Below are 11725 nucleotides of genomic sequence, written 5' to 3'. Positions count from 1 at the left end.
TTGCTGTCGCCGCCTGTCTTGCTGCCGGTCGTCGCGGGCCTTGCGGCCGCGGCGAGGCCCCCCTGCCAGCGCGCCACGGCGTGCAGTTGTTCGGCGCCCGAGGGCTGTCCTCATGATCCTGTCTCGTACTCTGCTGCGCCGGCACAGCGTGTTGCCCGGGTTTGACCTCGCGTTGGGGTTCACGCTGCTTTACATCAGCCTGATCGTCCTGATTCCGCTGTCGGCCGCTTTCCTGCGCACGTTCACCCTCACCTGGCCCCAGTTCTGGGAAGCGGTCACGTCCCCCCGGGTGCTCGCCTCGTACCGGCTGACCTTCGGCAGCTCGCTCGCGGCCGCCGTGCTGAATGCGGTGTTCGGGTTGCTGGTGGCCTGGGTGCTGGTGCGCTACCGGTTTCCCGGCCGGCGTATCGTCGACGCGCTGGTCGACCTGCCGTTTGCGCTGCCCACCGCGGTGGCGGGCATCGCGCTGACCGCGATCTACGCCCCCAACGGCTGGATCGGCCGCTGGCTGGAGCCGCTGGGCGTCAAGGTGTCGTTCACGCCGCTGGGCGTGTTCGTGGCGCTCACCTTCATCGGGCTGCCCTTCGTGGTGCGCACCGTCCAGCCGGTGCTGGAGGACCTGCAGCGTGAACTCGAAGAGGCTTCGGCCACGCTCGGCGCGTCGCGCTGGCAAACCTTCTCGCGCGTGATCTTCCCGATCCTGACGCCGGCCCTGCTGACCGGCTTCGCGTTGGCGTTCGCCCGTGCGCTGGGCGAGTACGGGTCGGTCATCTTCATCGCCGGCAACATGCCGATGGTGTCGGAGATCACCCCGCTGTTGATCATCACCAAGCTGGAGCAATACGACTATGCCGGGGCCACGGCGATCGCGGTGGTGATGCTGGTCACCTCGTTCGCGATGCTGCTGTTCATCAACATGTTGCAAGCCTGGACGCGCAAGCGCCAGGGCCGTTGAGCTTTTTTGTTCGAGATGCCTGCCATGACGTCCGCCAGCCTGCCGCTCCCCGCCCCGCGGGTCACCGCAGCCGTGCCGCCGCCCCGGGTGCGCGCGGCCACCGAAGAAGCGCCCTGGGTGCGGGTGCTGCTGATCTCGGTCGCGCTGTTGTTCCTCACCTTGTTCCTGTTCGTGCCGTTGGTGTCGGTGTTCTACGAGGCGCTGAAGAAGGGCCTCGACGTCTACCTCGCGGCCATCGTCGAGCCCGACGCCTGGTCGGCCATCCAGCTGACGCTGACGGCGGCGGCCATCTCCTTGCCGCTCAACCTGGTGTTCGGCATCGCAGCCGCCTGGTGTATCGCCAAGTTCGATTTCCGCGGCAAGAACGTGCTGCTGACCCTGATCGACCTGCCGTTCTCGGTCAGCCCGGTGATCGCCGGCTTGATCTACGTGCTGCTGTTCGGCCTGCAGGGCTGGTTCGGCGAATGGCTGCGCGACCACGACATCAAGATCATCTTCGCGGTGCCGGGCATCGTGCTGGCCACGATGTTCGTGACCTTTCCGTTCATCGCGCGCGAGCTGATCCCGTTGATGCAGGCGCAGGGGCAGGAGCAGGAAGAGGCGGCACGGGTGCTGGGGGCGTCGGGCTGGCAGATCTTCTGGCGCGTGACGCTGCCCAACGTCAAGTGGGCGCTGCTGTATGGCGTGATCTTGTGCAATGCGCGGGCGATGGGCGAGTTCGGCGCAGTGTCGGTGGTGTCCGGCCACATCCGCGGCCAGACCAACACGATGCCGCTGCACATCGAGATCCTCTACAACGAATACCAGTTCGCCGCCGCGTTCGCCGTGGCGTCCTTGTTGGCTGGCCTGGCGTTGGTGACGCTGGTCTTGAAGTTCGCCGTCGAGCAGCGCGTCAGGCGCGAGAAGCAGATGGCAGGAGAATTCGCATGAGTATTCAGGTGCGTGGCGTCAACAAGCGCTTCGGCGAGACGGTGGTGTGCGACAACCTCGATCTCGACATTCCGTCTGGTGAGTTGGTCGCGCTGCTCGGCCCCTCGGGTTCGGGCAAGACCTCGCTGTTGCGCATCATCGCTGGGCTGGAACGGCCCGACAGCGGGTCGGTGCTGTTCCATGGCGAGGACGCGACGTTTGCCGATGTGCGGGATCGGCAGGTCGGCTTCGTGTTCCAGCACTATGCGTTGTTCGGGCACATGACCATCTTCGAAAACGTCGCCTTCGGCCTGCGCGTGCGCCCCAAGGCGACCCGCCCGCCCGAGCGCGAGATCCGCGCCAAGGTGAGCGAGCTGCTGAAGCTGGTGCAACTCGACTGGATCGCCGACCGCTACCCGCACCAGTTGTCGGGCGGCCAGCGCCAGCGTATCGCGCTGGCCCGCGCGCTGGCCGTGGAGCCCAAGGTGTTGCTGCTCGACGAACCCTTCGGTGCGCTCGATGCCAAGGTGCGCAAGGAACTGCGGCGCTGGCTGCGGCGGCTGCATGACGACATGCATGTCACCAGCGTGTTCGTCACGCACGACCAGGACGAGGCGATGGAGGTGGCCGACCGCGTGGTCGTGATGAACCGCGGCCGCATCGAACAGGAAGGCACACCCGACGAGGTCTACGACCATCCGGCCACACCCTTCGTGCTGCAGTTTCTCGGCGACGTCAATCTCTTCCACGGTCGCTTGGGCCATGCCCCGGGCGCTGCTGCTGCGGGCGATGCGGGCGTGAGCTACGTGCGGCCGCATGAACTGGAAATCGTCACCGTGGCCGACACCACGACCCTGGCGGTGACGCTGGCCCAGGCCCTCACCGTCGGGCCGAACACCCGGCTCGAGTTCAAGCGGGTCGACGATGGCAGCTATGTGGAAGTCGAACTGCCGCGCGCCGAGTACCACCGGCTGCGCGAGCAGCTGGGCCTGCACGAGGGCGCCTCGGTGCACCTGCGGCCGCGCCGCGTGACCCGGTTCGAGCACGCGGCGGCCTGACGCCCTGCGGGCCTTGCCGCGGCGGCGGTATTGCACGACCCGCCCACCGACGTTGCGGCTGCGTGTCGCGACCCCTCTCCATCGATCCCTTGTGACCCTGCCCATCTCGCTTGCGAGACCGGGCAGGCTGTCGCGCGGCCGGACCGGCGGCGATGCTGTCACTTTACTGGAAACGATTGTCCAGTATGATGGACGCATGGACATCAACGACCGCATCGCTCGGCGGGTGCGCGAACTGCGCGAGGCCCGCGGCTATTCCCTCGACGCGCTGGCCCAGCGCAGCGGCGTCAGCCGATCCAACATTTCGCTGATCGAGCGGGGCCAGAGCAGCCCCACCGCGACCGTGCTCGACAAGCTGTCGGCCGGGTTGGGCGTGACGCTGGCGTCGTTCTTCGAAGACGTCCCCGCGCCGGCCTCGCCACCGTCGCCGATCGCCCGCGCGGCCGACCAGCCGCTGTGGACCGACCCGGCCTCGGGCTATGTGCGACGCAACCTGTCTCCGCCGGCGCCCTCGCCGCTGCAACTGGTCGAAGTCGTGTTTCCCGCGGGGCAGCGGGTGGCCTATGAGACCACCCTCCGCGACGTCGACACCCAGCAGCAGGTGTGGCTGATCGACGGCGTGATGGACGTGACCGTCGGCGACACCTCATGGCGCCTCGAGACCGGCGACTGCCTTGCGATGCGCCTGGACCGGCCCATCACCTACCACAACCCCACTCGCAGGCCGGCGCGCTACTTCGTCGCGCTGGTCACCCTGCCTTTGACGATGCCCACCAGGAGGACTGCATGAAGGTCGAGGACGTGACGGTACGGCGCTTGGGCCCCAACGAGGCCGCGGCGTGTGTGGAGGCCTTGGCCGATCTGCTGATCGACTGTGTCGACGGCGACGCGTCGGTCGGCTTCATGTGGCCGTTGCCACGTGAACGGGCGATGTCGTTTTGGCGTGGCGTGGCGGAGGCCGTGGTGCGCCAGGAGCGGGTGGTGCTGGTCGCCGAAGACCCGGAAGGGCAGATCGTCGGCACGGTGCAGCTGATCGTGTCGCTGCCCGACAACCAGCCTCACCGCGGCGACGTGGCCAAGATGTTGGTCCACCGCAAGGCGCGCCGGCGCGGTATTGCGGCGCGGCTGATGGCTGCGCTGGACGATGCCGCGCGCAGGCTGGGCAAGACCGTGCTGGTGCTCGATACCGTGACCGGCGCGGACGCGCAGCGGGTGTATGAGCGCGCCGGCTGGCAGCGGGTCGGCGACGTGCCGAACTACGCCTTGATGCCGCGCGGCGGGTTCTGCTCGACGACCTTCTACTACAAGCATCTTTGAGGGGCGCCGCTGGCCGCGCTCGGTGCCGGCAGGGCGGGGCGGCGTGGCGATGGACTCTTACGGCAGCGCCGCCACCTGACCTTGTGCATCGAGCACCCCGAGGCGGTGCAGCAAGGCGCCTGCAGCGCCCGGCGCATTCTCTTTGGCGCCGTTGATGAAGTAGATGAAGACGTCGCGCGGTGCGGCCCCCGTGTCTTGTGTTGTGTCGATGCGCGGCAGGTCCGCCGCCACCTGTCCCTGCGCCCACAGACGGGCGCGGTCCAGCCACAGGTCGAGGTCCTCGTCGGGGTAGCCGGTGGGCAGGTCGGGCTGCGAGCACATCAGCCGTGCGTAGACGAAGTCCCCACTGAGGTCCGCGAAGTTGGGGTAGTCGGGCGAGTCGGTGTAGACGACGGCGACACCGCGTGAGCGCACCAGCGACAAAAACTCGGGGACCCGGAAGCTGTCGTGGCGGGCCTCCACCACGTGACGCAAGCGCAGCCCCGCGACCTGTTCCGGCAGCAGGGCCAGGAAGGCGCTCAGGTCCTGGGTGTCGAAGCGCTTGCTGGGCGGCAACTGCCACACCACCGGTCCCAACCGGTCGCCGAGGCGGCCGGCGCCCTCGAGGAAGCGCGCCACCGAGTCTCCCGCCTCTGCCAGCACCTTGCGGTGCGTGATGTAGCGCGGCGCCTTGAGCGAGAACATGAAACCGTCCGGCGTTTCGCTGCGCCAGCGCTCGTACACCTCGGGGCCCGGTGCCCGGTAGAAGGTGCTGTTGATCTCGATTGCGGTCAGACGCCGGCTGGCGTAGTGCAGTTCCTCGCGCGAAGGCAGTGTGTCGGGGTAGAAGGTCTCGCGCCAAGGCTCGTAGCTCCAACCCCCGATGCCCACGCGGATGCGGCCCGTGTTCGCCATGCCCGTCTGCTCCAGCCGTTGCGATGGGCCTCACTGTAGACGAGGCGACAAGGGTCGTGGGCGTCGACGGGACGGCTCGCGTCCGGTCGGGGGCGCTAGATCTCGAAGCTCATGCCCGGCGCCGCATTCAAGGCCCGGTCGACCACCGCCCGCGTCAGGGGCGGGGCGAACGACTCGATGAAGGCATAGACGTATGCGCGCAAATAGGTGCCGCGCCGTATCGCGAGCCGGGTCATGTTGACCGCGAACAAATGCCGTGCGTCGATCGCCCGCAACCCGCGGTCGCGCTCTTCGTCATAGGCGATCGACGCCACGATGCCGATGCCCATGCCCAGCTCGACATAGGTCTTGATGACGTCGGCATCCATCGCGGTCAGCACGATATCGGGCTTTTGTTCGACGCGGGAGAACGCCTCGTCGATGTGCGCTCGCCCGGTGTAGCCCTCGTCGTAGGTGATGACGGGATAGCGTGCGATGCGCTCCAGCGTCACCGGTTCGCCGTCCAGCAGTTCGTGCCCGGGCGGCACGATCACGCAGTGGGTCCAGCGATAGCAGGGCAGTGCGATCAGGTCGTCGTAGCGTGCCAGTGCTTCCGTCGCGATGCCGATGTCGGCTTCGCCGGTCAGCAGCATCTCGGCCACCTGCTTGGGCGAGGCCTGGTGCAGGTTCAGCGTGACATGGGGAAAGTGCTTGCGGAAATCGCTGACCGCCGGCGGCAATGCATAACGCGCTTGCGAGTGGGTCGTCGCGATCGAGATCTTGCCGCGCGACTGCTGCGCGTAGTCGTCGCCGGCGCGCCGCAGGTTCTCGGCGTCGAGCAACATGCGCTCGATGATGGGCAGCACCTCGGCGCCGGGCGGCGTCAGGCCGGTCAGGCGCTTGCCGGCGCGGACGAACAGTTCGATGCCCAGTTCGTCTTCCAACTCGCGGATCTGCCGGCTGACACCCGGCTGCGAGGTGTGCAGGACATTGGCCACCTCGGTGAGGTTGAAGCCGCGCCGGGCGGTTTCGCGCACGGAGCGCAGTTGCTGGAAGTTCATGGCGGCACCTGCAGGCCGGCGGGGGGCTTGAAAAGGCCTCGAAGAGGCCCTGCGGCACCTGGCCGACCTGCAGCTTTCTCTCGCGTCGTTATGAGTTCTGGGACTGCGGCTGGGGCTGCGGTGTCAACCGCAGATACGGCGTCACCGCCTTGTAGCCTTGGGGGAACTTCTGCTTGATCAGTTCCGGGTCTTGCAGCGACGGCACGATCACCACGTCATCGCCTTGCTTCCAGTTGCCCGGCGTCGCCACGCTGTGGTGGTCGGTCAGCTGCAGCGAGTCGATCACACGCAGGACCTCGTCGAAGTTGCGGCCGGTGCTGGCGGGGTAGGTGATGACCAAGCGGATCTTCTTCTGCGGGTCGATCACGAACAGCGAGCGCACCGTCAAGGTGGCATTCGCGTTCGGATGGATCATGTCGTAGAGGGTCGCGACCTTGCGGTCGGCGTCGGCGAGGATGGGGAAGTTGACGCTGCAGTTCTGGGTGCTGTTGATGTCGCCGATCCACTTCTGATGCGAGTCCACCGGGTCGACCGACAGCGCGATCGCCTTGACGTTGCGCTTCGCGAACTCTTGTTTCAGCTTGGCGGTCAAGCCCAGCTCCGTGGTGCACACCGGCGTGAAATCGGCGGGGTGCGAGAACAGCACGCCCCAGCTGCTGCCGAGCCACTCGTGAAAGCGGATGACACCTTCAGTCGACTCTTGTTCGAAATCGGGGGCGAGGTCGCCCAAACGCAAACTGGCCATGGTTGCCTCCTTGTTGGCATGCGGAAAACGATTATCAAAACCACTTTTTATTTGTCTAACGAATAAAAAGTGTTTTGATAACGCGTTTTTCGCATAAGAAGGCCCGCTTTGCAGCTGGCAGAAGGGCTAGGGGGTCGATCCGCGGGCCGGTCGCCTCCGGCGCGGAATGCTGGGGGCGCATCTGCGGGGCGGGTGAGATGCGAACGCCGAGGCGCCGACGGCGGTTGCGGAGGGTCCGAGGAGGGCGAATGTGTCCGGGCGTTTAAGCAGGAGCCCGGCGCGAGTTCAAGACGTTTCCGCAGGGCGGCAGCTCCACCCCAGCCCTCTAGCCGTGCAACCGGCTGTTGCGCGGCACGCTGGCCAGCAGAAACTCCATCTGGTCGGCCACGATACGGCGGCCGCGCAAGATCATGTCTTCGTGCAGGCTGGGCACATACGGCAGGTACAGCAGCGGCATGTGGGCCTCTTCCGGCGTGCGGCTGCCCTTGCGGCCGTTGCAGCTGCGGCAGGCGGTGATGCAGTTCATCCAGCTGTCATAGCCGCCGCGAGAGGTCGGCACGATGTGCTCACGCGTGAGGTCTTCGGGGTGGAACTGGTGGCCGCAATAGGCGCACAGGTGGCGATCGCGGACGAACAGCTTGCCATTGGACAAGGCCGGCACCTGACGCCAGGCGCGGCTTGGAATCGCGCCTCGCACGGCGACGATGGGGTGCAGCTCGATACGGGACTGCAAGCCGCTCACACGTTGGATGCCCCCTCGCAACACGAGAAAGGGATCCCCCAACGTCCAGGCGACACAGTCGCTGGCGTACAGGATGGCCGCATCCTTGGGCGAGATCCACGCTTGAGGGCGGCCGGATACGTCGAGCTGCAACACATCCATCGCTAAGCCTCACTACGTCGAGCATAGTGCAATTCGTATTCCCGGCTCAAGAGGGGGCGTCCCGCGGCCACAAGCAAACAACAAAGGCGTATTTCACACATCTTCGTCATTTGCCTGACACCGGCGTCTGCCCTCGCTTCGCGCAGGCCGTCGGTGCGGCCCAAGGCGTTTCCGAGTCTCGGGGTTCTTCCTGCGAGAACACCCAGGCAATGCGCCCAACACTCGCAGGTAACGATGCCTACCGTCGGGCACAGGGCACGACCGCGCATTGCCTGTCCCTCGTGCAGGACAAGGCCCTGCGGCCCCCGCGCGGCCGATGAGGCGGGGCGCGGCGCCGCCTTCCTACAATGCCCGCATGAAGTTCCTCTCTGCCGTGGCGCGCCACGCTGCCGTTTCCTGCTGTGTGGCGCTGTGCATCACCGCCACGCGCGCCCAGACGGTGTCCCCTCCGCCCCCGGCCGCCGTACCCGAGCCGGGCGCCAGCCTCGGTGCGCCGGCCCCGGTGTCCGCCTCCGCACAGCGCTTGTACGAGCGCACGCGTGCGCAGCTGGTGCAGGTGCGCACGCTGCTCAAGGGCCAGGCCAGCCAGTCCTCGGTGGGCTCCGGCTTCCTCGTCACCGGGGAAGGCCATTTGCTGACCAACTACCACGTGGTGAGCCAGGCGGCGCTCGAGCCGGCTCGCTACCGCCTCGTCTACACGACGGCGGACGGGCGCGAGGGCCCGCTGCAACTGCTGGCCTTCGATGCCGTGCACGACGTTGCCCTGGTGAAGGCCGGCGACGCGGGGCTGCAGGGCCGCGCCCCCTTGTCGTTCCGCCCCTCGGCGCGCAGCTTGTCCAAAGGCGAGCGCATCTACTCGCTGGGCAATCCACTCGACGTCGGCTTCGCCGTCCTCGAGGGCAACTACAACGGGCTGGTGGAGCGCAGCTTCTACCCCAACATCTTCTTCGGGGGCGCACTGAACCCGGGCATGAGCGGCGGGCCCGCGCTCGACGAGAGCGGACAGGTGATCGGCGTCAACGTCGCGACGCGCCGTGACGGCCAACAGGTGAGCTTCCTGGTGCCGGCCGAGTTCGGCCGCGCCTTGCTGGAACAAGGGCGTACCGCGCCGCCCATCGTCGAGTCGGTCTACGACCGGCTGAGCGAGCAGCTGATGGCCCACCAGCACCAGCTGACCCAACGCTTTCTGAAGCAAGCGTGGCGCACGCCCCCGCACCCGCGCTACACGGTCCCGGTGCCCGAGGAGAGCTTCGTGCGCTGCTGGGGCAGCACCACGCAGGCAGAGACCAAGGGCCTGGAATTCGAGCGCTCCGATTGCCAGATGGACACGCACATCTTTGTCAGCGACTGGCTGCAGACCGGCGGTTTGACGGTGCGTCACGAGGCCTATGACGGCCGCAAGCTGGGAGCCTTGCGTTTCTCCGCGCAGTACTCGGCGAGCTTCCGCAACGAGTCGTTCCCCGACCGCCCGACCCGGGACCGTACGGCCGCATCCTGTCGCGAGGGTTTCGTGGACCGCGCAGGCCTGCCCTTGCGCACCGTGTTGTGTCTGTCGGCCTACAAGAAGTTGCGCGGCCTGTACGACCTGAGCGTGCTCGTCGCGACGCTCGACGACGACACGGTGGGCGTCCAGGGGCGCTTCGATGCACGTGGCGTGGATTTCGAAAATGCCATGAAGCTGGCGCGTCACTACATCGAAGGCTACGCATGGAAAAAGTAGGCCTGATCGAGGTGCTGGACCGCGACGGCCAGGTGCGCCAGGCGCTTGCCGTCAGCGCCTGGCCGGTGCGCATCGGCCGCGCGTTGAACAACGACGTGGTGCTCGACGACCCATACGTTGCAGCCCATCACCTGACGCTCGACCACGCCGGCCCCGGCTTGCAACTCACGGTGGGCGAGACGCGCAACGGCGTCCGGCGCGGGCGTGAGGTATGGGCCGCTGGCGTGACGGTCAGCCGGCCTGCCGGCGAGGACTGGCTGGTCGGGCGCACCCGGCTGCGGGTCCGCCTGCCGCTGCAGGCGCTCGCGCCCGAACTGCCCGTCCCCGAGCCCAGCCGCTGGCGCCCGGCGCTCGTGCTGGGGGCGCTGGGGGGCTTGGTGGGATGGCTCGGTTGGCGCCAGTACCTGCAGAGCAACCCGGGCGAGTTCTTGAGCGGCTTCGCCACCATGCTGATCACGGTCGTGGTGCTGATGGCGCTGTGGAGCCTGATGTGGGCGCTGGGGTCCAAGCTGTTCCAGCATCGCTTCGACTACTGGACCCACGTGCGCATCGCTTCCACCGGCCTGCTGGCGTCCAACCTGCTGAGTGCGGTGCTTGCCGTGCTGGCCTTCGCCACGTCCTGGGTGCTGCTGAGTCGCTTGCGGCCGGTGGCCGAGGCGGCCGTGATCGCAGTGGCCATCCATGCCCATCTGTGCGCGGTGCTGCCCGCGCGCCGGCGCCTGCTCGGCTGGGTGGCCGCGCTGATGGCGACCGCGGCGGTCGGCACGGCTGCCGCCCTGCAGTACCAGCGCACCGGTCGCCTCACCGACGAGCTGTATCTCAGCACGCTGCCGCCACCTGCCTTGCGGTTGGCCCCGGCCGCTCCGACCGACGATTTCCTCGAGAGCGTGCGTGACCTGAAGCCTGGCCTCGATCGCAAGGCGGCGGAGCTCGACGACGCGGCGCCTCACGACGGCGCTTTGGCGGAGGACTAGCGCGAGGGCGGCGTGATCGCCGGGGCGCGCATCGACCGCCGAGGCTGAGCGCGTGCAACTGAAACGATGGCCGGTGGGCGAACCACTTGCGCTGGCTGTCCACGCCGGCGAGGGCGGGGCACCCCTGCCCGGGGCGCCAGCAGGCGCGGCGCAGCGGTGCACGCTGCTGCGTCAGAACTCGGGGGCGGGCACGCGACATGCGCCTTCTTGATGTGAGCGCACGACGAGACCCGCTTCAGCGCCACACCGTCGGCCCCACGCGCGCGCCGGTGTGACCCCTATCCGCCCCCGCGACGTTCCACCGCTCACCCGGCCGCCGTTTACCCCACGGCGACCGTCCGCGTTGATAGGTGTAAACCCTGGGTCTCGACGTCCTGTCGCATTCTAGGGACGTCACTCTAGAAAAACCTCGCGCTTCTGCAGTGCGGGCGCCGGGATTTCTGCAAAATAGAACGATCGTTCGTTTTATTTCGGCCACCCGTGAGCACCCCTTCTTCCACCTCTTCGAAACCCCCGCGCGACGCAGCACGCGAGCCGGCGCGCGGGCTGCAGAAGGGGCAGCAGACCAAGGCGGTGATCCTCGAGGCGGCTCTCAGCCTGGCCTCGCAGGTCGGCCTCGAGGGCTTGTCGATCGGGGCCTTGGCCGAAGTGACGCGCATGAGCAAGTCGGGTGTCTTCGCGCACTTCGGGTCGCGCGAAGAGCTGCAGATTTCGGTGATCCGCGAGTACCACCGCAAGTTCGAGGAAGAGGTCTTCTTCCCGGCCGTGCTGGAGCCTCGAGGCCTGCCGCGCCTGCGGGCCCTGTTCGAGCGCTGGGTGCGCCGCGTGTCGGTGGAAATCGACTCGGGGTGCATCTACATCAGCGGCGCCGTCGAGTTCGACGACCGGCCCGGTCCGGTGCGCGACGCGCTGGTGGAGATGGTGCGCACCTGGCACCGCGCCCTCCACCGTGCCATCGCCTTGTCGGTCGAGTGCGCGCATCTCAACGACAGCGTCGACCCGATGCAGATGCTGTTCGAGTTGCACGGCCTGATCCTCGCGCTGCACCACGACGCCCGCTTCCTGCGTTCTCCCGGTGCCCTCGACCGCGCCCGCCGCGGTTTCGATTTCATCGTGAACCACTACGCCACCGACGCGGCCCCCCAGGTGGCGACGCTTGCGCGCAAGACGACGAAAACCGCGACCCCTGTCTCCCCTCGATAACTTCCAACCCGTTCTAGGAGTTCCTCC

12 protein-coding genes are annotated in these 11725 nt (G+C 67.5%); 8 read left to right on the top strand and 4 right to left on the bottom strand.

From position 1 onward, the window contains the following. Positions 1-112: 112 nt before the first annotated feature. From cysT to AAW51_RS22640, 5 genes are all read left to right on the top strand, one after another. Positions 113-955 (top strand): sulfate ABC transporter permease subunit CysT, encoded by an 843-nt coding sequence (cysT, locus tag AAW51_RS22660; RefSeq protein WP_047196424.1) that lies wholly within the window; start codon positions 113-115, stop codon positions 953-955. 24 nt (positions 956-979) lie between these two features. Beyond that, positions 980-1885, top strand: a complete 906-nt coding sequence (cysW, locus tag AAW51_RS22655) for a sulfate ABC transporter permease subunit CysW (RefSeq protein WP_083438732.1) — start codon at positions 980-982, stop codon at positions 1883-1885. Further along, positions 1882-2922, top strand: coding sequence for a sulfate/molybdate ABC transporter ATP-binding protein (locus AAW51_RS22650; RefSeq protein WP_047196423.1), 1041 nt, complete (start codon positions 1882-1884; stop codon positions 2920-2922). Before cysW ends, AAW51_RS22650 begins: the two co-directional genes overlap by 4 nt. A gap of 196 nt (positions 2923-3118) precedes the next feature. Then, on the top strand, positions 3119-3712 hold the full coding sequence (locus AAW51_RS22645) for a helix-turn-helix domain-containing protein (protein WP_047196422.1): 594 nt from the start codon (positions 3119-3121) through the stop codon (positions 3710-3712). Then, a complete protein-coding gene (locus AAW51_RS22640; protein WP_047196421.1) occupies positions 3709-4239 on the top strand; it encodes a GNAT family N-acetyltransferase in 531 nt (176 codons plus the stop codon). Before AAW51_RS22645 ends, AAW51_RS22640 begins: the two co-directional genes overlap by 4 nt. Positions 4240-4296: 57 nt before the next feature. Here AAW51_RS22640 and AAW51_RS22635 read toward each other — a convergent pair whose 3' ends face one another. The 4 genes from AAW51_RS22635 to AAW51_RS22620 all read right to left on the bottom strand — a co-directional run bounded on the left by AAW51_RS22635 (position 4297) and on the right by AAW51_RS22620 (position 7801). Next, positions 4297-5133 (bottom strand): DUF72 domain-containing protein, encoded by an 837-nt coding sequence (locus tag AAW51_RS22635; protein ID WP_047196420.1) that lies wholly within the window; start codon positions 5131-5133, stop codon positions 4297-4299. 95 nt (positions 5134-5228) lie between these two features. Next, the gene (locus AAW51_RS22630; protein ID WP_047196419.1) at positions 5229-6173 is read right to left on the bottom strand and encodes a CysB family HTH-type transcriptional regulator; all 945 of its coding nucleotides are present in this window, start codon (positions 6171-6173) and stop codon (positions 5229-5231) included. An 88-nt stretch (positions 6174-6261) separates the two neighbouring features. Beyond that, positions 6262-6918, bottom strand: a complete 657-nt coding sequence (locus AAW51_RS22625) for a peroxiredoxin (protein WP_047196418.1) — start codon at positions 6916-6918, stop codon at positions 6262-6264. Between the two features lie 325 nt (positions 6919-7243). After that, complete coding sequence (locus AAW51_RS22620) at positions 7244-7801, bottom strand: HNH endonuclease (protein ID WP_047196417.1); 558 nt, start codon at positions 7799-7801, stop codon at positions 7244-7246. A 355-nt stretch (positions 7802-8156) separates the two neighbouring features. On the opposite strand from AAW51_RS22620, the gene AAW51_RS22615 reads away from it, so the two are divergent. The 3 genes from AAW51_RS22615 (at position 8157) to AAW51_RS22605 (ending at position 11698) form a co-directional block, all read left to right on the top strand. Then, positions 8157-9521, top strand: coding sequence for a S1C family serine protease (locus AAW51_RS22615; RefSeq protein WP_047196416.1), 1365 nt, complete (start codon positions 8157-8159; stop codon positions 9519-9521). Continuing rightward, positions 9509-10495 carry an FHA domain-containing protein gene (locus tag AAW51_RS22610; RefSeq protein ID WP_047196415.1) on the top strand — a complete coding sequence of 329 codons (987 nt, stop codon included), beginning with the start codon at positions 9509-9511 and terminating at the stop codon, positions 10493-10495. Before AAW51_RS22615 ends, AAW51_RS22610 begins: the two co-directional genes overlap by 13 nt. A 480-nt stretch (positions 10496-10975) precedes the next feature. After that, complete coding sequence (locus tag AAW51_RS22605) at positions 10976-11698, top strand: TetR/AcrR family transcriptional regulator (protein WP_047196414.1); 723 nt, start codon at positions 10976-10978, stop codon at positions 11696-11698. Positions 11699-11725 lie beyond the last annotated feature (27 nt).

The sequence above is a fragment of the Caldimonas brevitalea genome, from assembly GCF_001017435.1.
GTDB lineage: Bacteria > Pseudomonadota > Gammaproteobacteria > Burkholderiales > Burkholderiaceae_C > Caldimonas > Caldimonas brevitalea.
This window is presented reverse-complemented; position numbering and strand designations above follow the sequence as displayed.

Excerpts from the sequence above, each read along its gene's own strand:
- cysT (WP_047196424.1), top strand. The coding sequence starts at position 113 with ATGATCCTGTCTCGTACTCTGCTGCGCCGGCACAGCGTGTTGCCCGGG.
- cysW (WP_083438732.1), top strand. The coding sequence starts at position 980 with ATGACGTCCGCCAGCCTGCCGCTCCCCGCCCCGCGGGTCACCGCAGCC.
- AAW51_RS22650 (WP_047196423.1), top strand. The coding sequence starts at position 1,882 with ATGAGTATTCAGGTGCGTGGCGTCAACAAGCGCTTCGGCGAGACGGTG.
- AAW51_RS22645 (WP_047196422.1), top strand. The coding sequence starts at position 3,119 with ATGGACATCAACGACCGCATCGCTCGGCGGGTGCGCGAACTGCGCGAG.
- AAW51_RS22640 (WP_047196421.1), top strand. The coding sequence starts at position 3,709 with ATGAAGGTCGAGGACGTGACGGTACGGCGCTTGGGCCCCAACGAGGCC.
- AAW51_RS22635 (WP_047196420.1), bottom strand. The coding sequence starts at position 5,133 with ATGGCGAACACGGGCCGCATCCGCGTGGGCATCGGGGGTTGGAGCTAC.
- AAW51_RS22630 (WP_047196419.1), bottom strand. The coding sequence starts at position 6,173 with ATGAACTTCCAGCAACTGCGCTCCGTGCGCGAAACCGCCCGGCGCGGC.
- AAW51_RS22625 (WP_047196418.1), bottom strand. The coding sequence starts at position 6,918 with ATGGCCAGTTTGCGTTTGGGCGACCTCGCCCCCGATTTCGAACAAGAG.
- AAW51_RS22620 (WP_047196417.1), bottom strand. The coding sequence starts at position 7,801 with ATGGATGTGTTGCAGCTCGACGTATCCGGCCGCCCTCAAGCGTGGATC.
- AAW51_RS22615 (WP_047196416.1), top strand. The coding sequence starts at position 8,157 with ATGAAGTTCCTCTCTGCCGTGGCGCGCCACGCTGCCGTTTCCTGCTGT.
- AAW51_RS22610 (WP_047196415.1), top strand. The coding sequence starts at position 9,509 with ATGGAAAAAGTAGGCCTGATCGAGGTGCTGGACCGCGACGGCCAGGTG.